Raw genomic sequence first — 21,719 nt, forward strand, 5'->3', positions numbered from 1 at the left:
CCGCTGGCGCCCACCTCGATCTCCCAGGAGAGCGAAGTGATTCAGGTAGGGTGGCGTCACGGCCATCATCACCACGGCCATCACCATCATGGTCATCACCATCACCGCCATCACTGGCATTGGGGTTGGCACCACGGCCATCATCATCATGGCCATCACCATCATCATCACGGCCATCATCACGGTCACCACCACCACCACGGTCACCATCACCACTAACGACGAAAAGCCGGCCGACGGTGTCGGCCGGCTTACCACCTCGGCTGGATCGTAATCGATCCACCCTGCTCACGCACCTTCCGACACCTTTCGGCAATCGAACCTCTGGAGAAATCACAATGAAGAAATTTCTACTGGTTACTGCGCTGCTGTCTTCGTCCGCCAGCGCTTGGGCGCACGATCACCATGGCGCAAATGGCGGCAGGGTCCAGGATGCGGGCGCGTATCATGTCGAGCTGGTTTCGAAATCCGAAAAGGTCGATCTCTACATCAGCGATGCGAACCAAAAGCCGATCGCGGCAACCGGGTTCAAGGCCATCGGCGTCTTTGTCGTGAATGGCAAAGCCCAGCGCATTGCGCTGGAACCGGCCGGGAGCGCGCGGCTTTCCGGAACCGCCAGCGATGCGCTGTCCGCACAGCCAAAGGGGGTGGTGCAACTGACCTCGCCCGATGGAAAAACCGTCCAGGCCAAATTCAACTGAGGGGGCGTCCCTGAACGGATGCCGACCGTAATAGTGTTCAGCTTCGGGATCGAATATACGCTGGGTCGGACCAGCGCCCGGTTCATCGAAGCCTCGTGAACCATTGCTGGCCTGAAAGTGACTGAAAGATGGAATGGCTCGGCAGTACGCGTTAGCCATCTTTAACCGAAGCTAGGCAGCGCCGAGAGCCCTGTGATATCGTGAGCTTGATGAACGCGAGCCGAAAAATATGGCAGTTTATTTGTGCGGTGATCGCCTTGATCGCCGTGCAATTTGCGCCTGCATTGGCCCGCACCCATACCGACCAGGGGCACCGGCCACATCTTCACGTTCATCATCATGCGGTGCCTCATGGCATGATTGCGGTTGATGCGCCGGTGGCGCATCACTTCACCAAAGCTGCCTTCACCAAAGCTGCCTTCACCAAAGCTGCCTTCACCGAGGCAGCCTTCGCCAAGGCTGCCTTCGTCAAGCCTAACGGTTCGGTCCTGTACGAGCTTTTCCTGACCGCAGATCAATCGTCTGGCTCCGCACCGATCGATTTGGACGGATGCGTGGACGGTTGTTGCGGGGCCGGCTTGGGATGCTGCGGCGGCGCCGCTTTGGCCGCAACCTCGCAATGTGTGCATCCCGAGATCCATTCGCACCGCCTTGATTTCAGCGGTGCGGTACTTGCTGCGGGCATAGAACCCGCAAGCCTCCGAAAACCCCCTCGATCGCTCGCCTGAGCAACGATATCGCGGCGGCGCAATGTGCCGGCCGCGTGAGCGAACACGCTTCTTCTCAGGTGAGTCATTCAGATGTCCTTTTTATTCCGTGCCGCGCGCTGCGTGGCGGCTATGTCATTCCTGCTCACGGCAGCACCGGTGCTGGCGCACGATGGTCACGATCACGGCGCGCCCGCGCCGGCGCCGACCGGCAGTTTTGCGCCGCGTGCCGAGGCCGCCTCGGAAGCGCACGAACTGGTTGCGATTGCACGTGACGGCGTACTCGCCATCTATCTCGACCGGTTCGCCACCAACGAGCCGGTGGATGGCGCGGAAATCCAAGTCGAAACGCCCGCCGGCCCGCAGAAGGCCGAAGCCAAGCCGGGCGAGCCCTATCGCCTCGAGGCGCCCTGGTCCAGCAAGCCGGGCGCTTACGACCTGATCTTCACGGTCGCAAGGGGCGGCGATGTCGATGTGTTGCCCGCCCGGCTTGTGATTCCGGATGTTCCAGGGGCTAAGGCCGGACCGACATCGTGGTTCTCGACTTCCGCCATCGCGGGGGAGGTTGGTTATCACTTCAATCACGACGGCCCGGCGCTGTTTTTCGCTATCCTGACAGGGCTTGCGGCCGGGATTGGCGCCATGGCGCTGGTACGGCTGCGGCGCAGGGCGGCATTGGTTGTCGTCGCCGGCGCGGTTGTGCTGTTCAACAACCCATCCCGCTCCCACGACGGCCACGATCACGGTGCGCCGGCCGCGCCGATGCAATCGGTTCGCGACCAGGCGCAGCGTCTGCCTGACGGTGGCGTGTTCGTGCCAAAGAGCACGCAACGCATTCTCGCGCTCCGCACCGTGATGACCGAATCTGGCGCGCACCCGCGTGCCATCGAGCTGCCGGGCCGGATTATTCCCGACCCGAACGCCAGCGGATTCGTGCAGGCTTCGGTGGGCGGCCGCCTGTCGGCGCCGTCGGGCGGATTTCCGAGGCTGGGGACGCCGGTCAAGAAGGGCGACATCCTTGCTTATGTCGAGCCGCCGATGCAGGCCATCGACGTCTCGGACATGCGCCAGCGCCAGGGCGAACTCGACCAGCAAATCTCCATCGTGGAACGCCGGCTCGCCCGCTATGAAACGCTGGTGCCGAGCGGCGCCATTGCCCGCTCCCAGCTCGAAGACACGAGGTCGGAGCTGCAAGGGTTGAAAGACCGCCGCGGATCGCTCGACCGGTCGCGCCGCGAGCCCGAAGCGCTGATGGCTCCGGTCGACGGGGTCATCGCCGAAGGCACGCCGGTGGCCGGACAGATCGCCCAGTCCAACGCGGTGATTTTCCATATCATCGATCCGACCCGTCTGTGGGTCGAAGCCCGCAGCTTCGATGCGCTGGCGGGCGTCCGCAGCGCGACCGCCAGTTTCGGGACCGATCGCATCGTTACGCTCACCTACAAGGGCTCCGGCTTTGCGGACCGCAATCAATCCATTCCGGTTCAGTTCGCCATTCAGGGCGACCATTCCGGGCTTCGCGCCGGGCAGTTTGTCACTGTCCTTGCTACCACCAACGAGGAAAAGGTCGGCCTTGCGGTGCCGCGGGCCAGCCTGGTACGCAACGCCAACGGCCAGGAAGTCGTCTACGAACACGTCACGGCCGAACGTTTTGAACAGCGTCCGGTACGGGTGGAGTCGCTCGACGGCGACCGCGTGTTCATCGCCACCGGCCTCGCCGGAGGCAAGCGCCTGGTCGTGCAGGGCGCCGAACTGCTCGACCAAGTGCGCTGAGGAGCCGGACAGATGTTTCGCTTCCTCGTCACACAGTCGCTGCGCAACAGCCTGCTGGTCATCGCGGCTGCGCTGGTCCTGGTGCTGCTCGGCATCTTCAGCGCCAGCCGGCTGCCGGTGGACGTGTTCCCCGACCTGAACAAGCCGACGGTCACGATCATGACCGAGTCGGAGGGGCTCGCGCCTCCCGAAGTCGAACAGCTCGTCAGTTTCCCGATCGAAACCCAGATGAACGGTGTTCCCGGCGTGACGCGGGTCCGCTCGGTTTCCGGAATCGGTCTTTCGATCGTCTACGTCGAATTCGACTGGGGTACCGATATCTATCGTAACCGGCAGCAGATCGCCGAGCGCCTCAACCTGATCCGAACCCAGTTGCCGCCCAACACCTTTCCGCAATTGGGGCCGATCAACTCGATCATGGGCCAGGTGCTGCTGGTCGCGGTGACCAGCGAGCGGGCTTCGGCGATGGAAGTCCGCGAGACCGCGGACTTCGTGGTGCGGCCGCGGTTGTTGTCGATCCCTGGTGTCGCGCAGGTGATTCCGATGGGGGGCGAGGTCCGGCAATACCGCATCTCGCCCAATCCGCCGGCGCTGCGCAGCCTCGGCGTCACCTACGAGCAGGTCGAACTGGCCTTGAATCAGTTCGGCGTCAATACCGGCGGCGGATTCACCGATCAGCATGCCCGCGAATATCTGATCCGCAATATCGGGCGGACCACCAATCTGGACGACCTTCGCAGCGTGGTGGTGGCGCAGGTCAATGGCGGGCCGGTCTATCTGAAGCAGGTTGCTACCGTCGAGTTCGCGCCCAAGGTCAAGCGTGGCGACGCCGGTTATATGGGCAAGCCCGCCGTCGTCGTCTCGGTCGAGAAGCAGCCCAACGTCGATACGATCCGGCTGACGCGCGAGATCGAACAGGCCCTCAAGGAGATCACGGCCTCGCTGCCGCCGGGCATGAAGGCCGACCAGATCATCTTCCGTCAGGCCAATTTCATCGAAACCTCGATCGGCAATGTCGAGCGTGTCCTGCTTGAGGCCGGCGCGGTCGTCGCCATTGTGCTGTTTCTGTTCCTGATGAACTGGCGGACCACGGCGATCTCGCTGGCCGCGATCCCGGTATCGATCCTGACCACCGCGGTCGTGTTCTATTTTGCCGGTCTGTCCATCAACACGATGACCCTTGGCGGCATCGCCATCGCCATTGGCGAGCTGGTCGATGACGCCGTCGTCGACGTCGAGAACATTTTTCGGCGCTTGCGCGAAAATCGGGCATTGGAGCATCCCCGCCCGGCCTTCGACGTCGTCGTATCGGCATCCCAGGAAGTCCGCTCCGGCATTGTCTACGCGACCGCGATCATCGTTCTGGTGTTCGTGCCGCTGTTCGCGCTGTCGGGAATCGAAGGCCGGCTGTTTGCGCCGCTGGGTCAGGCCTACATCATCTCCATTCTCGCCAGCCTTGCGGTCTCCATCACCCTGACCCCGGTGATGGCGTACCACATGCTGCCGCACCTCAAGCGGCTCGACCATGGCGACAGCGCGCTGGTAGCGATGCTCAAGCGCGCCAACGCCGCACTGCTGGAACGGGTGTTCCACCATCAGCGCGCCCTGATGGCTGCCGCACTCGCGGCGGTGGTGATGGCGGCCGCTTCCGCATTCTATCTTCCCCGCGCATTCCTGCCGCCGTTCAACGAAGGCACCTTCACCATCAACATGCTCTTCAATCCGGGAATTTCGCTCGCCGAGTCCCATCGCGTCGGATTGATTGCGGAACGTCTCATCCTTGAAGTGCCCGAGGTCAAGACGGTCGGCCGGCGAACCGGGCGGGCGGAGCTCGATGAACATGCCGAAGGCGTCCATTCGTCGGACCTCGAGGTCAATCTCAAGCCATCGAAACGGCCGAAGACCGAAATCGTCGCGGATATCCGGGCCCGGCTCGCCGTGCTTCCGGCTTCGATCAATGTCGGCCAGCCGATTTCGCACCGGCTCGACCATCTGCTGTCGGGCGTTCGGGCCGAGATTGCACTGAAGATCTTCGGCGACGATCTGAATAGCTTGCGTGCGACCGCTGAAATGCTCCGCGGCAAGCTTGCGGAGATTCCAGGTCTCACCGACCTGCAGGTTGAAAAGCAGGTGCTGATTCCGCAGCTGGAAATCCGTGTCGATTACGGCCGCGCCGCACTCTATGGCGTGCAGCCGGCCGCCGTGATCGAGCAGCTCAGCCGGCTCTCCAATGGCCGCGTCATCTCGCGGGTGGTGGACGGCTATCGGCGGTTCGACGTCACGATGCGGCTACCGGACCGGCTCCGCACCACGCAAACCCTGGGCGACCTCTTGATCGAAACGCCGGCCGGATGGATTCCCGCGCGGCAGATCGCCGACGTCAAGGAGACCGAAGGCCCCAACCAGATCCTCCGCGAGAACGGCCGCCGCCGCGTGGTGGTGCTGGCGAACGCCAACGGGAAGGCCGACATGACCGACATCGTCGCAGCGATCCGAAAGGTGACCGCTTCGACGCGGCTCCCCGAGGGCTTTTACGTTCGCCTGGAGGGTACGTTCCAGGCCCAGGAAGAAGCGAGCCGAACCATCGCCGTCCTGTCGCTGCTGTCGCTGTTGCTGGTGTTCGCCATTCTCTACAGCCGCTACCGCTCCACCGTGCTTGCCTTCATCATCATGGGCAACGTTCCGCTGGCGCTGATCGGCTCGGTCGCCGCCCTTTGGCTGGCAGGACAACCGCTCTCGGTAGCGTCGATGGTCGGATTTGTCACGCTGACCGGCATCGCGGTTCGCAACGGTATTTTGAAAATCAGCCATTACATCAATCTGGCGCTGAAGGAAGGAATGCCGTTCGGGCACGATCTCGTGGTTCGCGGCAGCGTCGAGCGGCTGACGCCGGTCTTGATGACGGCGATGTCGGCCGGCGTAGCCCTGGTGCCGCTGCTGATCGACGCGGCAACGCCCGGCAAGGAAATTCTGCATCCGGTGGCGGTGACGATTTTCGGTGGCCTGCTCAGCGCGACGCTGCTCGACACGCTGCTGACGCCGGTACTGTTCCTTCGTTATGGCAAGGCTCCGCTGGAGCGGCTGCGACGAGGTGCCGACGGGCGTACGGAGACCGCCGCGGCAAAATCAGCCGCCGAAGCTTATTGATACCGACATCCGGAGAACGACCGTGAAGATGAAATTTCTGCTTGTTATTGTCCTGTTGTGCTGGTCCGCTGGCGCGTCGGCGCACGACCAGAAGGGAACGCATGGCGGGTGGATCGAGCATACCGGCTCGTACCATGTCGAACTGGTATCGAAATCCGGCAAGCTCGAACTGTTCGTCAGCGACGAGAACCGGAAATCGATCCCGGCGACAGGATTCAAGGCGATCGCAATCCTCGTTGTCGACGGCAAATCCCAGCGAATCCTGCTGGAGCCTGCCGGGAGCGGGCTGCTTTCCGGCACCGCGAGCGTCGCATTGCCGGCCAAGCCAAAGGGTGTCGTCCAACTGACCTGGCCGGATGGAAAGACAGCGCAGGTAAAATTCGACTGAGCGGGTTGCGAAGCAGGGCCCGAATCGACCGACCAGATTCCCACGGCACGGGGATTTTTCGTCGGTGCGGCATTTTGCGCATCGACCGATCGGGGATAGCAAACCGGTCCGAACCGGACGGGCCTGGAGCCGCGTTCCGATTGAATCGGAACGCGGCTCCAGATTCTTGATTTGACGCGTTTTCTTAACGCGAACCGGTATCCACTTCGCTGGAAAACGCTCTAGCCAATGACATACTTGTTGAATAGAACGCGCGATATCGGGCGTCAGAGTATTTTGAGAGGTTGAATGATTTCATTCGCGCGCATGGTGAAGCTCACAGGTCTGGCTTCGTTCCTGCTGGTTTCCGCCGCTCCCAATGCTGCTCAGGCACAGGCCGACAACGGCTTTCCGTTCGGCATGGAAATGACCATGGATGTGCCGCCGCAGCCCGGCTCCAAGCGGATACCCAATCTGGAAATCGGTGACCGCGGCGAAGTGGTGCTCGAACTCTGGTGCAAGGGCGGCAAGGGTCAGTTCTCGGTGGCAGGCAACACCGTGATCTTTGTTCCTGGCGCGATGGAGAACCGCAATTGTCCAGCCAATCGCGCCCAGGCCGATGACGATCTGATTGCTGCTCTGACCGATGCCGCGACATGGAAGCGGCAGGGCGATGCGATCTCGTTCATCGGCAGCAAGACGCTTCGCTTCAGGCTGAACACGAACTAGGCTGTGAGCCCGGGCGTCCATCGGTGAGATGCACAGGCGGCTTCAGAATGAGGCCGCCTGCCTTTTCGCGAACGCCGCTATCAGCGGCCGAAGAAGGAGAAAACCTTCGGCGGCAGCGGCTGCGGATTGAGAGCGACCCAGTCGAGCCTGGAGGTGAACTGGCGCTGAAGTCCGCTCACGATGATGATGCCGCCGGCAACGCGGTCGAGTTCATCAGAAGTCAAGGCTTCGGCTTTGACGGGAGCTGAATTGGTCATGGCTGTCTTCCCTGGTTAGTTGCAGCACTGCGCTGCGACGAACGGGACATTGCCTTCTCCGACCCGACTTTGTTTGTGATCTAGGTCACGCAGGCCGAGGCGGTGGCCTCGTCCACACCTTCGTCCCGGCTTCAGGCCTCCTTTCCATAGCGTTTAAGCGACGCCTTGAGGATGCCAAGCATTTCGTCCCGGATGGGATCGCGGGTGCCACGGGTCCAGGCGGCGGCGAGCGGCAACCGGTTCATATCTGACCCCGCGAGCGGAACATATCGAACGCCACGCGCCGCCATGCGCGAGGTCCATCGCGGCACGATGGCAACGCCAAGTTCGGCGGCGACGAGATTCACGATGGTCTGCTTTTCATTGGCAATCTGGACCACGCGCGCCGGCAGTCCGGCCTCGGCAAACAGTTTCATGGTCAGATCGTGGCTGTGCGGGCGCGAACGCCGCTCCGGCACGATCAGCGGCTGTTCGGCAAGATCGGCCACGGTTACCCGTTTTCTCGACGCGAGGGGATGATGATCTGACACGGCGACGACGGCCGTCTCATGCAGCAGAAACAGAAATTCAAGCCGCCTGTCGGGCTTTTCCGGAGGCCGCACCAGGGCAAGGTCGAGCCGGCCGGAGATCAGCGCCGGCAGCAGCCGGATCGTTTTGTCTTCCGTCAATTTCACCGTGACATCCGGCCGCTGTTCGCGAAAATCGGAAAGCAGCATCGGCAGCAGTCCTGCCGCCGCGCTATCGATCGCGCCGACGCGAATCGTCGTGCCCTGCTTGCGGCCGCGCGCCTGGAATTTGACGGCCAGATTGTCTGCCTGCGCCAGCAACGTGCGGGCCTCCTTGAGCAGGACGACGCCATCATCGGTCAGCGTGACGCTGCGCGTCGTTCGCGTCATCAGCCTTGTGCCGAGATCGTCTTCGAGCAGCCGGATGTAGCGCCCGAGCGCGGAGGGCAGCATTTCCAGGCGTTGGGCGGCGCGCCCAAAATGCAGTTCCTCGGCCGCTGCGACGAAACAGCGAAGCTGGTGCAATTCCATACCCTCGTCCTCCTCAGCGCTGATTATATCAAATATTTGTATAATCATATGCCGATTGAAGCGGCCTGGCACTTGGCCGTACCTTGGCCTCAGCTTGGCCGGAAGCGCTGAGATCAGCCAACCAACGAATTCCAGAGGGAGCGACCCAATGCCGTTCAATCGTCGCACGATCCTTTCCGGCGCCATCGCGGCCGCTTCGCTATGGGCGTCCCACACCGCGATGGCGCAGACCGCCTTTCCGGCCAAACCGATCACCATCATCGTTCCGGCCGCGGCGGGAGGGCCGACCGACACGGTCGCCCGCCTCATTGCGGAATCGATGGGCCGGTCCCTTGGTCAGACCATCCTGGTCGAGAATGTCGGCGGCGCCGGTGGAACGCTCGGCATGGCGCGCGTGTCGAAGTCGGCCGCTGACGGCTATACGCTCGCGATCTGGCACATCGCGCACGCGACCGCGCCCGCGCTTTATGACTCCCTCAAATATGATGTCGTCAACGATTTCGACCACCTCGGCCGCATCACCGATGTGCCGATGACCCTGGTGTCGAAGCCTACACTGGCTGCCAACAATGTAACCGAGTACGTGGCGTGGATTCGCGCCAATGGCGACAAGGCGGTCTACGGACATGCCGGCATCGGCTCGGCCTCGCATCTGTGCATGCTGATGCTGATGAAGGAGCTTGGCGTGCAGATGAACGGGATTCCCTATCGCGGCACCGGGCCGGCCATGAACGACCTGCTCAGCGGCCAGTTCGACGTGATGTGCGACCAGACCACCAATACCACCAACCAGATCAAGGAAGGCAAGATCAAGGGCTTTGCCGTCACGACCAAAGCCAAGGTCTCATCCTTGCCTGACCTGCCGACGCTGGATAGCGGCGCCGTCAAGGGGTTTGAGGTCTCGGCCTGGCACGCTTTGTGGGCCCCGAAGGGACTGCCGAAAGAGGCCACCGACAAGCTGGTCGCCGCGCTTCAGGCGGCCCTGAAGGACCCCAAGGTGATCGAGCGGTTTGCCAATCTCGGCACCGAGCCGGTGCAGGCCGATCTGGCGACACCGGCGGCGCTCAAGGCGCATCTGACAGCCGAGGTGCCGCGCTGGGGCGCCGTCATCAAGGCTGCAGGGGCCAAAGGAAACTAAGATCGAAATTGACACGCAACTGAACTCCCGTCACCGCCGGCCGCTTTCCCAGCGGTGGCAGGCAACTACTCGCAATCCGGAGACCAATCGATGAAGACGTACGCCATAGCAGCGATCCCGGGCGACGGGATCGGCACCGAAGTCGTTGCCGCGGGCGTCGAGGTGCTGCACGCGCTGGCGCAGCGCGACGGCAATTTCAGATTCAAGGTCGATCATTTTGAATGGGGGTCTGAATACTACAAGAAGCACGGCATCATGATGCCGCAGGATGGCCGCGACCAGATCAGGAATCACGACGCGATTCTGTTCGGCTCGGCCGGCGCGCCCGACGTGCCTGACCATATCACGCTGTGGGGCCTGCGGCTGGCCATCTGCCAGCCGTTCGATCAATACGCCAATGTTCGTCCGACGCGGATCCTGCCCGGCATCACCAGCCCGCTGCGCAACGTGCACGGCAAGGAACTCGACTGGGTTATCGTTCGCGAAAACTCGGAAGGCGAATATGCCGGGGTCGGCGGGCGCGTCCACAGGGGCCTGCCGCTCGAAGTCGCAACCGACGTATCGATCCTGACCCGTGCCGGCGTCGAGCGCATCATGCGGTTCGCGTTCAAGCTCGCGCAATCGCGGCCGCGCAAGCTGCTCACCGTGGTGACCAAATCCAACGCCCAGCGCCATGCCATGGTGATGTGGGACGAGATCGCAGTCGAGATCGCGGCCGAGTTCAAGGACGTCACCTGGGACAAGATGCTGGTCGACGCGATGACCATGCGCATGGTCATGAAACCGGAAACCATCGATACCGTGGTGGCGACCAATCTGCATGCCGACGTGCTGTCGGATCTCGCGGCCGCGCTCGCCGGCTCGCTCGGCATCGCGCCGACCGCCAACCTCAATCCGGAGCGGACCTATCCATCGATGTTCGAGCCGATCCACGGCTCGGCCTTCGACATCATCGGCAAAGGCATCGCCAACCCCGTCGGTACGTTCTGGTCATCCGTGATGATGCTGGAACATCTCGGCGAGCCGGCGGCCGCGACGCGGTTGATGCAGGCGGTCGAGCGTGTCACCGCCGACCCCCGCTTTCACACGCCGGACCTCGGTGGCAAGGCCCGGACAGACGAGGTCACGGCCGCGGTCGTCGCCTCCATCCACGGGGCCAACGACTGAGATCGCGCAATCCGTCAAAGCGGTACTGAATGAAGAAAGGGCGACCTTGCGGCCGCCCTTTGCATTTCAGGTCCGCAGAGTTCATCAGGTAATACGAACCGCACCGGTCGATTGTCCGTACTTGTTGTGGCCGACAATGTACCAGTGGCCTCCCATTTGGTAGTACGTAGCCTTGCCACCGGTGACGGCTTCGAGTTCGTGGTCGGCAAGTGCGCGCGTGTCGAGGGTATCGGCATTCTGGATCTCGGTGTTCATGACTGTGTCTCCCTTTTGCTCCGGGCGGCGCGACCATCGCGTCGCTGTCCGGTGAGGAGACAATGCCTGCTGCCGCGCCGGCGCGCTGTTCCCCAGGTGACAGGCTGGGGAGATATGGAGCGAGGCGCTGCCGGGAGATTCCGGCTACGTGGAATCCAAACATCGGGGGCCCTATCGCGTCATCCTGAGGTGCGCGCTCTTGCGCGCCTCGAAGGATGAGAAGCGCCCGTGGCCCCATCCTTCGAGGCTCGCTCCGCTCGCACCTCAGGATGACGTGTGCTGACTCAGTTCAAAATCATCATGCTCTAGCTAGCGAGAAGCCAACGCTATTCCACCTTCAGCCCGAGCTGGTGCACGAGCTTGCTCCACTTCTTTTCTTCCCGGTCGATGTCGTCGGCGTATTCGGCCGGAGTCGAGGCCAGGGGATCGCCGCCTTCGAGACGGATGCGTTTTTGCACCTCCGGATCGCTAACCAATTTGCGCAGCTCGGCGCTGAGGATTTCGACGATTTCCGGCGGCGTGCCTGCCGGCGCCAGCAGCCCGTAATGCAGCACGGCTTCGAAGCCGGGCATCCCTGACTCGTCGAAGGTCGGCACGTCGGGCAATTGCGAGAAGCGCTGCTTGCTGGTGACGGCGATGGCGCGCAACTGGCCGGCCGCGATATTGCCGAGCGCCGGCGGCAGCACGCCGAAGGCCATCGGCACATGGCCGCCGAGCAGGTCGTTCATCACGGGCGCCGTGCCCTTGTAGGGAATGATGGCGGCATCGATACCGGCTTCGGCCTTGAACAGCTCCGCGCACATGTAGCTGCCGGTGCCGACCGGCGAGGTGCCGATATTGAGTTTGCCCGGCTCCTTCTTGGCGAACGCGATCACATCAGCGATCGTTTTGGCGGCAAACGACGGATGGGCGAGCAGCGCCACCGGCATCGACGCGACAAGACCGATCGGCGCAAAATCCTTGCGCGGGTCCATGCCGAGCTTGGTGTAGAGACTGGGATTGATCGACAGCGTCCCGGTGTGGCCGAGCAACAGCGTGTAGCCGTCAGGCGCGGCGCGCGCGACCGCGCGGGTGCCGATCGTGCCTCCGCCGCCGCCGCGGTTGTCGACGGTCACGGTCTGGCGGAATGCGTCGGACAGTTTTTGCGCCACCACGCGGGCCATGGCGTCGACGCCGCCGCCGGCCGGGTAGGGGACGACGAGCGTGATACCGCGCGCCGGAAAATCAGCGGCGCCTGCGACCGTACCTGCCACGAGCGGACCGAAGAAAGCGGCTGCCGATGCAACAGCGATGGCGGCGTTCATGACGCCGCGGCGACGCGAGAGCTTAATCACCAGATTGCCTCCCTCCAGGCGACGTCGATCTACGTTCTTATGGGCGGCCACATTTCACTTCAAGGCCAACCTTGAACTGCCCGTCAAGGCCGCATAGGCTCGGTGACTGGAAACGCCTGCCGGGCAATTAACAACAAGAGGGATACCCCCCAGTCGATGAGCTCCGCGTTGCGGCGCCCTTTTGCCCACCGCCGGGGCCTGATCATCGTCGCGACCTTGGCCACGGCCTATGTCGCCAGCCATTTTTTCCGCGCCGCCAACGTCACCATTGGCCTCGACCTGATGCGCGACCTCGCCATCGGACCGGAAGCGTTGGGGGCGCTGACGGGCGCTTTCTTCTTCGGCTTCTCCGCGATGCAGATCCCCTGCGGTCTCCTGTTCGACCATTTCGGCCCGCGGCGTACCGTGGCTTGCATGCTGATCCTCGCCACGATCGGCGCTGCGATCTTCACGCTGGCGCCGACCTGGCCGATCCTGCTCACCGGCCGCGTGCTGATGGGCGCTGGCTTCGGGGTCATGCTGATCGGCAGCATGGTGGTGATCTCGCGCTGGTTTCCGCCGGATCGTTTTTCGACACTCACCGCCATGGTGCTGTCGATCGGGCTGCTCGGCAATCTCTTCGCCACCACGCCGCTGGCATGGGCCTCGGAGGCCGTCGGCTGGCGCGCCGTGTTCGGCGCCGTCGGCGTCTTCATCGCGCTCGCCACCATCGCGGTGTGGATCGTGGTACGCGATGCGCCGCCCGGCCATCCGTTTCTCGACCGTACCCCGGAGGCGCCACGCCAGATGCTGCAGGGCCTGATCGAGGTGCTGGGTAACCCCCGCCTGCGGCCGATCCTGGCGATGAACTTTTGCAATTATGCCTGCACCTTCACCGTGCAGGGCCTGTGGGGCGGTTCGTTCCTGCGCGAGGTCCATGGCATGAGCGCGATCGAGGCTGGCAATGTGCTGCTGGCAGCCGTGATCACCTACCAGCTCGGCATCGTCGTCTTCGGCCCGCTGGACCGCGTGCTCGACACGCGCAAATGGATCGCGATCGGCGGCACATTGGGGACCATCTCCATGCTCGCCACGCTGGCGCTCGCGTCGCGACCGCCGGTCTGGGTGCCCATCGGCGCCATTGTCGCCATCGGCTTCTTCAGCGCCTCCAGCACCATGGTGATGACGCATGGCCGCGGCATCTTTCCGGACCGGCTGATCGGGCGCGGCATTGCGACCATCAACACCGCCGTGATGCTTGGCGTCGCCTGCATGCAGACCTTGTCGGGCATCATCGTTGGCGGGTTCGAGCCGCTCGCCGACGGCGCCCGCTCCGAGACCGCCTACCGCGCGCTGTTCGGCGTGCTCACCGTGGTGTTGATATCTGCGGTTGCGATCTACAGCCGCTCGCAGGATGTCAGGCCCAGCGACGAGATGCGCGCCCGGGCGGCGGCGTGAACCAATCGCCTTGCTTCCTGCGCCTCACTCTTCCGTAGCGTCGGGCAATTCGGCGAGCCGGGGAATCAGCCGGACTTCGATGTTGGCTTCCTTCAGCATCTGGCCCGAGATGGTGAAATCCTCGGCCCAGTTCGAGTTGGGCCGGTCCGGCGCGTAGGCGACGAGCCCCGTGATGCCGCATTGGATGATGGCCTTGGTGCACTCCACGCAAGGAAACCAGGGCACGTAGATCGTGCAATCCTTGAGTGCGACCCCAATGCGGGCCGCATTGAAGATCGCATTCTGTTCGGCGTGGCAGCTCCAGATATATTTGGCGCCGGTGATGCGGGAATGGCGCTCCTCGAGGTCGTCGCGAACGCCGCGCGGCAGCCCGTTGAAGCCGGTCGAGCGGATTTCGTGATCCGGCCCGACAATCACGGCGCCGACCCGGCGCCCTTTCTCGATACTCCAGGTCGCCAGATGATGCGCCATGAGCATGAACCGCTCATCCCATTTTGGATCGTGCAATATCGTTTCCTCAAAAATCAGTGTGGTCCATGCGCCGGCTTTTTCCTGCATCAAGCATAGCGAAACAATAAGAGATCAACATCCTGTTAATGGGTTACGATCCGGCCAAACGCCTGATTAATTTACGCCGGCGATCGTCGCTTATGACGCCAGAACTGCTTACGTTATGGGCAAGCCTGCAGCCCACGCGCATGGATACGCCTATTCTTCGTCCGCGCCCGGCGCCGGCCTCAGCATGAAATGCCCGAACGCCGAGGCGATCGGCTTGGTGCGGTCGTCCTGCCAGGCCTGCGCCTCGAAGGCTACGACACGGCGGCCCTGCTTGACGATCGAGACGTTGGCGTAACTGTCCAGCGCGCGGCCGGAGCGCAAATAGTTGATGGTGAGGCCGATCGGCTTCGGCAGTGAGACGCCGAGTTCGCGCGTCACGCCCACGATCGCGGCCGTTTCGAGAAAGGCGCCGGTCATGCCGCCGTGGATCGCGGGCAGGATCGGGTTGCCGATGATTTTTTGCGAGAACGGCATCACCAGCGTGCCGTCCTCACCGACGCGGATGCCGAGACAGCGCGCGAACGGACTTTGCGCAAAGGGACTGGCCGGATCCTCGGGTGCTTCAAGCGTCGGCAGCACGCGATCCTCATACGATCGGCCCAGCAGCATATTGGTGCGGTTGGCGCCGACCATGAAGCAGGCCGTCGCGGTGGCGACCGGATCGTCCTCGGTCTCCTGATAGGCGGTCGCGCGCACGAAGGCGATGGAGCGGGTGACGCGGAAGCAGATCGCATGCGCCCTGATGTCGAGGCCTGGCGTTGCCGGCTTCAAATAGTCGATGCGCAAATCGAGCGTTGCGATCGCGCTGGTCCCGTCGAGCGCGAGCTGGACCGCCATGCCGCAGCTTTCGTCGAGCATGGCGGTGACGACGCCGCCATGAAGAACGCCGGTCCCGGTGTCGCCGACGAAGACCGGGCGGTAGGGCAGGCTCGACCAGGCTTCGCCGGGCGCGGCGCGGTCGAGCCGAAGCCCACTGATGTGCCCATAAACCGAGCGGTGGATTTTGATGGCGTCAGCCAGTTCGTCAAACGGCAGCGACGTATCGATTTCAGGTGTCTCGGACATGCCGATGTTTTAGACCATATTGTCGTGCAAACAAAACACGGCTCAGCGGCGGCTCAGCCGTTGGTCGCGTGCACTTTGGGCGTTTGTCCCGAGTTCCACTTGCCATCGAGCGCGCGCTCGATCTGTGCGGCCAGCTGCAGCAGCAGCCCGTCATTGGCCTGCCTGGCCTGGGCCTGGATGCCGAGCGGCAGGCCGTGCTCATGTTGCGCCATCGGCAGCGAGATCGCGGGAATCCCGCACAGGTTGGCGAGCGGCGTGAAGGCGAAGTTGCGCCACAGATTGCCGAACCAGTCCAGCACCGACGGATTGTCGGAGATGGTCAGATATTCCGTGGTGCCGACCTTCGGCGTCGGCAGCGCGGTGATCGGCGTCAGGATGATGTCCCACTCCTCGAAGAACGCGCCGAAGCCGCGCGAGGTCGTGTTGAAGACCGCCTGCATGCGCGCCCGCTCCGCGAATGTCGTGTGCCGGCCGGCTTCCCAGATCCGGATATTGACCGGCTCGATCAGCTCCGCCGGCGGCCGCTCCAGCCCGCGCGCGGCGAGCATGTTGCCGATCACCACGGCAAAATTGCTGATGTAGCAAATGGTCTGGGCCTCGAAGGCGGCGCGATAGTCGATCGCGGGCAACGCGTACTCCACATGATGGCCGAGGCCTTCGAGAAATCGCCCGGCTTTTTCCAGCTCCGACGCGATCTGCGGCGTCGCTTTGTAGTCGCCCCATTGGTGCGAGAGCGCGATTTTGAGCCGCCCCGGATCGCGCTTGATCAACTCCTGATAAGGCTCCGGCGCGGTCCAGAACGGCATCAATTCGCCGGGCGCGGGACCGCGGCAGGCATCGACGAAGGCGGCGGTATCGCGCACGGTGCGCGACTGGCAGCCCTGGATCGACACCAGCCCGGTCAAGTCAGACGCATGCGGCGCCAGCGAGAACACGCCGCGCGAAACCTTGAGGCCGATGTTGCCGTTGACGCCCGCCGGAATGCGGATCGAACCGCCGCCGTCGGTGGCATGCGCGATCGGCACCGCACCCGCCGCGACCATCGCGGCGCTGCCGGCCGACGATCCGCAGGTGGTGTAGTCGGTATTCCACGGGTTGCGCGTGACGTAGACGGCGGGATTATCCGCCGAACTGCAAACGCCGAACTCCGGCGTGGTGGTGCGCCCGATCAGGTTGAGCCCGGCCTGGCGCATCTTCGCGGTCAGGAAGGTATCCGATGCGGCGCGATTGCCGCGCATCAGCAGCGAGCCCATTTCCTGCAGCCGCCCCTGCATGGTCGGGCCGAGATCCTTCATCAGGAACGGCAGGCCGGCAAACGGCCCCGCCAGATTGGCGCCGGCCTTGGCGGGATCGGCGACCGCGTCCTCGAACACCTCGACCACGGCAGACAGCGCCGGATCGACCTTTGCGATCGCCGCGGCCGCCTGGCTGGCCAATTCCTGTGCGGTCAGTTCGCCCTTCCTGACACGCTCCGCCAGCGCCACGCCGTCGTGCTGCGCCCATTCGTTCCAGTTCATCGGCAAAGTCATGCGGTCGATTTCCTTATCTGCGGAACCAACTTTAGGTTCGCAGCCTGCCAAGTCAATCAAATGGCGGATTACGCTTTCGGCGCGCGGTGGCCCGCAGCGTGAACCGCTCTGGCCTCTGAAGACACTAAGGGCGAAGAACCGTGACGGAGGCATATGTGATGAAGGCCATGAAAGCATCGATCTGCGTTGCGGTCACCGCGCTGGCCCTGAGCCTGTCAGTCATCGTGCCATCCTGCGCCGGGCAGGATGAGGCAAGCCGTCTCAACCAGGAATCCAAGGAACTCTATCGGGTCGGAAAGTACGCGGCGGCGCTTCCGCTGGCCCAGCGGTTGCTGGCCATTCGCGAGAAGGAGTTTGGTCCCGATGATGCGATGGTCGCAATGCCGCTGAATGACCTGGGCACGATCCACTACAATCTGGGTCAATTCGCCGTTGCCGAGCCGCTGTACAAGCGATCCCTGGCCATCAGGGAGAAGACGCTCGGTCCAAATCACGCCGAGGTTGCAGCCGTGCTGAATAATCTCGGCGAACTCTACCGCGCGGTAGAGCGTCTTGCCGAGGCGGAGCCGCTCCTCAAGCGGTCGATCGCCATTCGCGAGAAAACGGTCGGTCCTGACGATCCGGACATCGTGCTGGCGCTGAGCAACCTGGCCGCTCTCTATAGCAACCAGCGTCGATACGACCAGGCCGAATCGCTGTTCAAGCGCGGGCTGGCCATCCTCGAGAAGGCGCACGGTCCGGGCGATCCGAACGCCACGGTCTTGATGAGTAACCTGGCCGATGTCTACACCAACCGGCATCGTTATGCCGATGCCGAGCGGCTGCTCAAGCGGTCGGTGGCTGTGACCGAGAAAGCGTTCGGTCCCGACCATCCCGACGTTGCGCACGCGCTGAACAATCTGGCTGCCGTTTATGCGCGGCGGGGCCGTAACGCCGATGCCGAGCGGTTTTACAAGCGGTCAGTGACCACCTTCGAAAAGACGCTCGGCCCGAACCATCCGGACCTTGCGGGTGTCCTGGAAAACCTGGCCGGTCTCTACAAGGATCAGGGCCGCTACGCCGATGCCAGGGAGCTTCTCAAGCGGTCGATGGCCATTCGTGCGAAGGCAGGGTCGCCTGCCTGAATAATTTGGCCGCAGCGACAGCCGGATGGGTCTCGTTGGAATGTGCTCCGAACGGCGTGCGCGATACGAGACTATTTGGAGCGACCCGATCGACGCGGTTGAATTCCTTCGGAAGAAGACAGACTCTGAACCAGCAATTGCGCCGGCAGGCTCAGGCCTTTCTCACGCATTAAAACGACGAACTGCCGCTTGGCCCATTTGTCGGTCAGGGGAATCACCTTGAGCCCCAGCGCCTGCTGAATCGCGCTCGCCTCCTCGGCGGGTACAATCGCCACTGCCAACTGGGCCGCCACGATCCGGCAAGCGGCGTCCACGGTCGAGACCTGGATGCGGTAGCGCATCTGCTTGCCGGCGGCGGCCGCAGCACTGCGCTGGGTCGTCTGCATGATGCTGCGAGCGGCGATGTCGACATGCTCGTAGTCAATGGTGTCGACAAAGGAGACCGAACGTTTTCTCGCCAATGGATGGGCGGGATGGACGACGACCGCAAGATGGTCGCGGTGGTAGGGCAAGGTCCGCAGGCCGCGCATGTCGACGGCGTCCCAGCACACGCCGATATCGGCGCGCCCTTCCTCGACGCCGCGCACCACTTCCCAGATTTCGCGCTCCTCCAGGCTGACGCGTACGTCGAGATAGCGTTGCGCGAACCGGCTGATATCTTCCGGCAGGAATTGCGCCACCGCCGATTTACTGCCGAAGACACGCACGTGACCTTGCACTCCCTCGGCAAACGCTCCCAGTTCTGCCTGCATGCGGTCGAGCAATTGCAGCGATTCCCGCGCATAGCGGCACAGCACCTCCCCCGCCGCCGTCACCGCAACGCCGCGCCTGCCGCGTTCGAGCAAGGCGACGCCTGCGGCTTCCTCCATCTGGCTGATGCGCTTGCTCACCGCGGACGGCACGATCGCCTCGCGCCGGGCGGCGACAGCGATGTTGCGTTCCTCGCAGACCGCGATGAACAGCCGCAACGAAACCGGATCGAAATTTCGCATGACCTGTCCTGCCGTCGGATTTCAGGCATCTTATATGGGAATAGCTGAAGTGAAAATATACCAATTCTGAGATGGCTGATATTCCTCTACATTGCCTGGAGCAAAGAATGATCCTGGGAGATGTTTCATGCGTGCGGTTGTGTGTGCTTCGTTGCTGTTCCTGACGGCGTCTGCGGCGATCGCCCAGGATTACCCCAAGCGCCCCATCACCATGATCGTGCCTTTTGCCGCCGGAGGCCCTACCGACACCGTGGCGCGCGTGACGGCCGAGAACATGGGCCGTCTGCTCGGGCAGCAGGTGATTGTCGAGAACGTCGCCGGCGCGGGCGGCACGCTGGGCAGCAATCGGGTCGTCCGTGCCGAGCCTGACGGCTATACGCTGCTACTTCATCATCTCGGACTGGCCACAGCCGTCACGCTGTATCGGAAGCTTCCGTTCGATCCGACCACCGACCTGAAGCCGGTCGGCGTCGTGTCCGATGCCAACATGGCCATCATTGCGCGCCCGGACTACGCCCCGAATACGCTGGCCGAAGTCATTGCAGACATCAAGGCTAGAGGCGATTACGTCACCTTCGCGCATTCGGGCCTGGGTGCGGCGTCGCAGCTTTGCGGCATGCTGTTCATGGCGGCTGTTCAGAAGCAGATGAATGTCGTTCCATTCCGCGGAGGCGGCCCGGTTCTTCAGGCGCTGATGGGGAAGCAGATAGATCTTGGCTGCGAACAGGCCACGACCGCCGCGCCGCTGGTTCAGGCCAACAGCGTGAAGTCTTACGCCGTCACCAGCGCAAGGCGGCTGCCATCGATGCCTAACGTACCCACCGCGGCCGAGGCCGGCCTGACTGGCATGGAGATCAGCGTTTGGCACGGTATCTATGTGCCGGCGAAAACGCCCGATCCTGTCGTGCAGGTGCTAACCAAAGCCCTGGCCGAAGCGCTCAAAAGTCCGGCGCTGGCCAGCAGGTTCGCGGATATCGCGACCGATCCGACGCCGGACAAGGCAACGCCGCAAATCCTTCGTGAAACGCTGAAGAGCGAGATTGACCGCTGGCGTCCGATGATCACCGCAGCCGGCCAATACGCCGATTAAGCTTCCGCCCTCCATCCTCCGATACGGACATCCTTCTCATGCGCATTGTCGACATCCGGGAGCGTACCGCTCCGATATCTTCTCCCATCGCCAACGCCTTCATCGACTTTTCGAAGATGACGCTGAGTCTGGTTGCCGTGGTCACCGACGTCATCCGCGATGGCCGGCCGGTCATCGGCTACGGTTTCAACTCGAACGGTCGCTACGGGCAGGGAGGGTTGATCCGCGAGCGTTTCGCGCCGCGCGTGCTGACGGCTGCGCCGGACAGCCTGCTTGACGAAGCTGGCCTTCTGGATCCCGGCAAAATCTGGGCGGCCATGTTCACCAACGAGAAGCCGGGCGGCCATGGCGAGCGTTCGGTCGCCATCGGGACGATCGATATGGCGGTGTGGGACGCCGTCGCCAAGATTGCGGGCAAGCCGCTGTTTCGACTCCTGGCGGAACGCGCCAACGTGCAGGCCAACCCGCGTGTCTTCGTCTATGCGGCCGGCGGTTACTACTATCCAGGCAAGGGCCTCGAAGGCCTGGCAGCGGAGATGCAAGGATATCTCGACCGCGGCTACACGGTCGTGAAGATGAAGATCGGCGGTGCGCCGCTGGCTGACGACTGCAAGCGCATCGAAACCGTTTTGAAAATGCTGCCTGCGGGCTGCAAGCTCGCCGTCGACGCCAACGGCCGCTTCGATCTCGATACGGCGGTGGCTTATGCGAAGGCGCTGCGCCAATACGATCTGTTCTGGTACGAGGAAGCCGGCGATCCGCTGGATTATGAGCTGCAAGCGAAGCTGGCCGAGCACTACCCCGGCCCGATGGCCACCGGCGAAAACCTGTTCTCGATGCAGGATGCCCGCAACCTGATCCGCTACGGCGGCATGCGGCCCGATCGGGACTGGCTGCAGTTCGACTGCGCGCTGAGCTACGGGCTGGTCGAGTATTTGCGCACGCTGGAAATGTTGAAGAGCTACGGCTGGTCGTGGAGCCGCTGCATTCCACACGGCGGACACCAAATGTCGCTCAACATCGCAGCGGGGCTCGGGCTCGGCGGTAATGAATCATATCCCGATCTGTTCCAACCGTATGGCGGATTCCCCGATGGGGTACGGGTGGAAGCCGGGCATATCACCATGCCGGAGCTTCCAGGCATCGGCTTCGAAGGCAAGTCCGACCTGATTACCGAAATGCGAAGCCTAGCGTCGTAAGGAGCCCCGCGAAATATGGAGCCCGCGCCCTTGGTCCGCTTCGGGTCAAACTTAGAAGTCCACCTGCTCAACCCGGAGGTCGGCTTTGCCTCAATGACGGAAGTTGTCAGACA

21 protein-coding genes are annotated in these 21,719 nt (G+C 63.1%); 13 read left to right on the forward strand and 8 right to left on the reverse strand.

Annotated elements, in window-relative coordinates; genetic code table 11:
* Positions 1-88: 88 nt before the first annotated feature.
* The 7 genes from ACSQ84_RS17710 to ACSQ84_RS17740 all read left to right on the forward strand — a co-directional run bounded on the left by ACSQ84_RS17710 (position 89) and on the right by ACSQ84_RS17740 (position 7,424).
* Positions 89-274 carry a hypothetical protein gene (locus ACSQ84_RS17710; RefSeq protein ID WP_436212955.1) on the forward strand — a complete coding sequence of 62 codons (186 nt, stop codon included), beginning with the start codon at positions 89-91 and terminating at the stop codon, positions 272-274.
* A gap of 64 nt (positions 275-338) precedes the next feature.
* The gene (locus ACSQ84_RS17715; RefSeq protein ID WP_436212956.1) at positions 339-701 is read left to right on the forward strand and encodes a hypothetical protein; all 363 of its coding nucleotides are present in this window, start codon (positions 339-341) and stop codon (positions 699-701) included.
* Between the two features lie 200 nt (positions 702-901).
* Positions 902-1,429 (forward strand): hypothetical protein, encoded by a 528-nt coding sequence (locus ACSQ84_RS17720; protein WP_436212957.1) that lies wholly within the window; start codon positions 902-904, stop codon positions 1,427-1,429.
* 72 nt (positions 1,430-1,501) lie between these two features.
* Positions 1,502-3,181 (forward strand): efflux RND transporter periplasmic adaptor subunit, encoded by a 1,680-nt coding sequence (locus ACSQ84_RS17725; RefSeq protein WP_436212958.1) that lies wholly within the window; start codon positions 1,502-1,504, stop codon positions 3,179-3,181.
* 12 nt (positions 3,182-3,193) lie between these two features.
* Positions 3,194-6,328, forward strand: coding sequence for an efflux RND transporter permease subunit (locus ACSQ84_RS17730; RefSeq protein WP_436212959.1), 3,135 nt, complete (start codon positions 3,194-3,196; stop codon positions 6,326-6,328).
* Positions 6,329-6,356: 28 nt separating this feature from the next.
* A complete protein-coding gene (locus ACSQ84_RS17735; protein WP_436213112.1) occupies positions 6,357-6,716 on the forward strand; it encodes a hypothetical protein in 360 nt (119 codons plus the stop codon).
* Positions 6,717-7,004: 288 nt separating this feature from the next.
* Positions 7,005-7,424, forward strand: coding sequence for an META domain-containing protein (locus ACSQ84_RS17740; protein ID WP_436212960.1), 420 nt, complete (start codon positions 7,005-7,007; stop codon positions 7,422-7,424).
* A gap of 80 nt (positions 7,425-7,504) precedes the next feature.
* On the opposite strand, the gene ACSQ84_RS17745 is transcribed toward ACSQ84_RS17740, so the two are convergent.
* Both ACSQ84_RS17745 and ACSQ84_RS17750 read right to left on the reverse strand, forming a co-directional pair.
* Positions 7,505-7,681 (reverse strand): hypothetical protein, encoded by a 177-nt coding sequence (locus tag ACSQ84_RS17745; protein ID WP_436212961.1) that lies wholly within the window; start codon positions 7,679-7,681, stop codon positions 7,505-7,507.
* 131 nt (positions 7,682-7,812) lie between these two features.
* On the reverse strand, positions 7,813-8,718 hold the full coding sequence (locus ACSQ84_RS17750; protein WP_436212962.1) for a LysR family transcriptional regulator: 906 nt from the start codon (positions 8,716-8,718) through the stop codon (positions 7,813-7,815).
* A 148-nt stretch (positions 8,719-8,866) separates the two neighbouring features.
* Between ACSQ84_RS17750 and ACSQ84_RS17755 the strand changes: the two genes are divergently transcribed.
* Complete coding sequence (locus ACSQ84_RS17755) at positions 8,867-9,856, forward strand: tripartite tricarboxylate transporter substrate-binding protein (protein ID WP_436212963.1); 990 nt, start codon at positions 8,867-8,869, stop codon at positions 9,854-9,856.
* Between the two features lie 90 nt (positions 9,857-9,946).
* Positions 9,947-11,023 carry a tartrate dehydrogenase gene (locus ACSQ84_RS17760; RefSeq protein ID WP_436212964.1) on the forward strand — a complete coding sequence of 359 codons (1,077 nt, stop codon included), beginning with the start codon at positions 9,947-9,949 and terminating at the stop codon, positions 11,021-11,023.
* Between the two features lie 84 nt (positions 11,024-11,107).
* Here ACSQ84_RS17760 and ACSQ84_RS17765 read toward each other — a convergent pair whose 3' ends face one another.
* The gene (locus tag ACSQ84_RS17765; protein WP_436212965.1) at positions 11,108-11,278 is read right to left on the reverse strand and encodes a hypothetical protein; all 171 of its coding nucleotides are present in this window, start codon (positions 11,276-11,278) and stop codon (positions 11,108-11,110) included.
* A gap of 326 nt (positions 11,279-11,604) precedes the next feature.
* Positions 11,605-12,612 carry a Bug family tripartite tricarboxylate transporter substrate binding protein gene (locus ACSQ84_RS17770; protein WP_436212966.1) on the reverse strand — a complete coding sequence of 336 codons (1,008 nt, stop codon included), beginning with the start codon at positions 12,610-12,612 and terminating at the stop codon, positions 11,605-11,607.
* A gap of 156 nt (positions 12,613-12,768) precedes the next feature.
* On the opposite strand from ACSQ84_RS17770, the gene ACSQ84_RS17775 reads away from it, so the two are divergent.
* Positions 12,769-14,049, forward strand: a complete 1,281-nt coding sequence (locus ACSQ84_RS17775; protein ID WP_436212967.1) for an MFS transporter — start codon at positions 12,769-12,771, stop codon at positions 14,047-14,049.
* Positions 14,050-14,073: 24 nt separating this feature from the next.
* Here ACSQ84_RS17775 and ACSQ84_RS17780 read toward each other — a convergent pair whose 3' ends face one another.
* The 3 genes from ACSQ84_RS17780 to ACSQ84_RS17790 form a co-directional block, all read right to left on the reverse strand.
* Positions 14,074-14,556 carry a deoxycytidylate deaminase gene (locus tag ACSQ84_RS17780; RefSeq protein WP_436212968.1) on the reverse strand — a complete coding sequence of 161 codons (483 nt, stop codon included), beginning with the start codon at positions 14,554-14,556 and terminating at the stop codon, positions 14,074-14,076.
* Positions 14,557-14,757: 201 nt separating this feature from the next.
* Positions 14,758-15,672, reverse strand: a complete 915-nt coding sequence (locus tag ACSQ84_RS17785; protein ID WP_436212969.1) for a PaaI family thioesterase — start codon at positions 15,670-15,672, stop codon at positions 14,758-14,760.
* 53 nt (positions 15,673-15,725) lie between these two features.
* Positions 15,726-17,201: an amidase gene (locus tag ACSQ84_RS17790; RefSeq protein ID WP_436212970.1), complete on the reverse strand. Its 1,476-nt coding sequence runs from the start codon at positions 17,199-17,201 to the stop codon at positions 15,726-15,728.
* 167 nt (positions 17,202-17,368) lie between these two features.
* On the opposite strand from ACSQ84_RS17790, the gene ACSQ84_RS17795 reads away from it, so the two are divergent.
* A complete protein-coding gene (locus tag ACSQ84_RS17795; protein ID WP_436212971.1) occupies positions 17,369-18,325 on the forward strand; it encodes a tetratricopeptide repeat protein in 957 nt (318 codons plus the stop codon).
* 71 nt (positions 18,326-18,396) lie between these two features.
* Here the strand turns inward: ACSQ84_RS17795 and ACSQ84_RS17800 are convergent, their stop codons facing one another.
* Positions 18,397-19,293 carry a LysR substrate-binding domain-containing protein gene (locus ACSQ84_RS17800; protein WP_436212972.1) on the reverse strand — a complete coding sequence of 299 codons (897 nt, stop codon included), beginning with the start codon at positions 19,291-19,293 and terminating at the stop codon, positions 18,397-18,399.
* Between the two features lie 151 nt (positions 19,294-19,444).
* Between ACSQ84_RS17800 and ACSQ84_RS17805 the strand changes: the two genes are divergently transcribed.
* Together ACSQ84_RS17805 and ACSQ84_RS17810 are read left to right on the forward strand one after the other, a co-directional pair.
* Positions 19,445-20,407 carry a tripartite tricarboxylate transporter substrate-binding protein gene (locus ACSQ84_RS17805; protein ID WP_436212973.1) on the forward strand — a complete coding sequence of 321 codons (963 nt, stop codon included), beginning with the start codon at positions 19,445-19,447 and terminating at the stop codon, positions 20,405-20,407.
* Positions 20,408-20,445: 38 nt separating this feature from the next.
* On the forward strand, positions 20,446-21,606 hold the full coding sequence (locus ACSQ84_RS17810; protein WP_436212974.1) for a mandelate racemase/muconate lactonizing enzyme family protein: 1,161 nt from the start codon (positions 20,446-20,448) through the stop codon (positions 21,604-21,606).
* The last annotated feature ends 113 nt before the right edge of the window (positions 21,607-21,719 follow it).

The organism is Bradyrhizobium sp. LjRoot220 (assembly GCF_964252915.1).
GTDB lineage: Bacteria > Pseudomonadota > Alphaproteobacteria > Rhizobiales > Xanthobacteraceae > Bradyrhizobium.

What these genes read in the sequence shown, in the direction of transcription:
- ACSQ84_RS17710 (WP_436212955.1), top strand. Translation starts at nt 89, where the DNA reads ATGGTCATCACCATCACCGCCATCACTGGCATTGGGGTTGGCACCACG.
- ACSQ84_RS17715 (WP_436212956.1), top strand. Translation starts at nt 339, where the DNA reads ATGAAGAAATTTCTACTGGTTACTGCGCTGCTGTCTTCGTCCGCCAGC.
- ACSQ84_RS17725 (WP_436212958.1), top strand. Translation starts at nt 1,502, where the DNA reads ATGTCCTTTTTATTCCGTGCCGCGCGCTGCGTGGCGGCTATGTCATTC.
- ACSQ84_RS17730 (WP_436212959.1), top strand. Translation starts at nt 3,194, where the DNA reads ATGTTTCGCTTCCTCGTCACACAGTCGCTGCGCAACAGCCTGCTGGTC.
- ACSQ84_RS17735 (WP_436213112.1), top strand. Translation starts at nt 6,357, where the DNA reads ATGAAATTTCTGCTTGTTATTGTCCTGTTGTGCTGGTCCGCTGGCGCG.
- ACSQ84_RS17740 (WP_436212960.1), top strand. Translation starts at nt 7,005, where the DNA reads ATGATTTCATTCGCGCGCATGGTGAAGCTCACAGGTCTGGCTTCGTTC.
- ACSQ84_RS17745 (WP_436212961.1), bottom strand. Translation starts at nt 7,681, where the DNA reads ATGACCAATTCAGCTCCCGTCAAAGCCGAAGCCTTGACTTCTGATGAA.
- ACSQ84_RS17750 (WP_436212962.1), bottom strand. Translation starts at nt 8,718, where the DNA reads ATGGAATTGCACCAGCTTCGCTGTTTCGTCGCAGCGGCCGAGGAACTG.
- ACSQ84_RS17755 (WP_436212963.1), top strand. Translation starts at nt 8,867, where the DNA reads ATGCCGTTCAATCGTCGCACGATCCTTTCCGGCGCCATCGCGGCCGCT.
- ACSQ84_RS17760 (WP_436212964.1), top strand. Translation starts at nt 9,947, where the DNA reads ATGAAGACGTACGCCATAGCAGCGATCCCGGGCGACGGGATCGGCACC.
- ACSQ84_RS17765 (WP_436212965.1), bottom strand. Translation starts at nt 11,278, where the DNA reads ATGAACACCGAGATCCAGAATGCCGATACCCTCGACACGCGCGCACTT.
- ACSQ84_RS17775 (WP_436212967.1), top strand. Translation starts at nt 12,769, where the DNA reads ATGAGCTCCGCGTTGCGGCGCCCTTTTGCCCACCGCCGGGGCCTGATC.
- ACSQ84_RS17785 (WP_436212969.1), bottom strand. Translation starts at nt 15,672, where the DNA reads ATGTCCGAGACACCTGAAATCGATACGTCGCTGCCGTTTGACGAACTG.
- ACSQ84_RS17790 (WP_436212970.1), bottom strand. Translation starts at nt 17,201, where the DNA reads ATGACTTTGCCGATGAACTGGAACGAATGGGCGCAGCACGACGGCGTG.
- ACSQ84_RS17795 (WP_436212971.1), top strand. Translation starts at nt 17,369, where the DNA reads ATGAAAGCATCGATCTGCGTTGCGGTCACCGCGCTGGCCCTGAGCCTG.
- ACSQ84_RS17805 (WP_436212973.1), top strand. Translation starts at nt 19,445, where the DNA reads ATGCGTGCGGTTGTGTGTGCTTCGTTGCTGTTCCTGACGGCGTCTGCG.
- ACSQ84_RS17810 (WP_436212974.1), top strand. Translation starts at nt 20,446, where the DNA reads ATGCGCATTGTCGACATCCGGGAGCGTACCGCTCCGATATCTTCTCCC.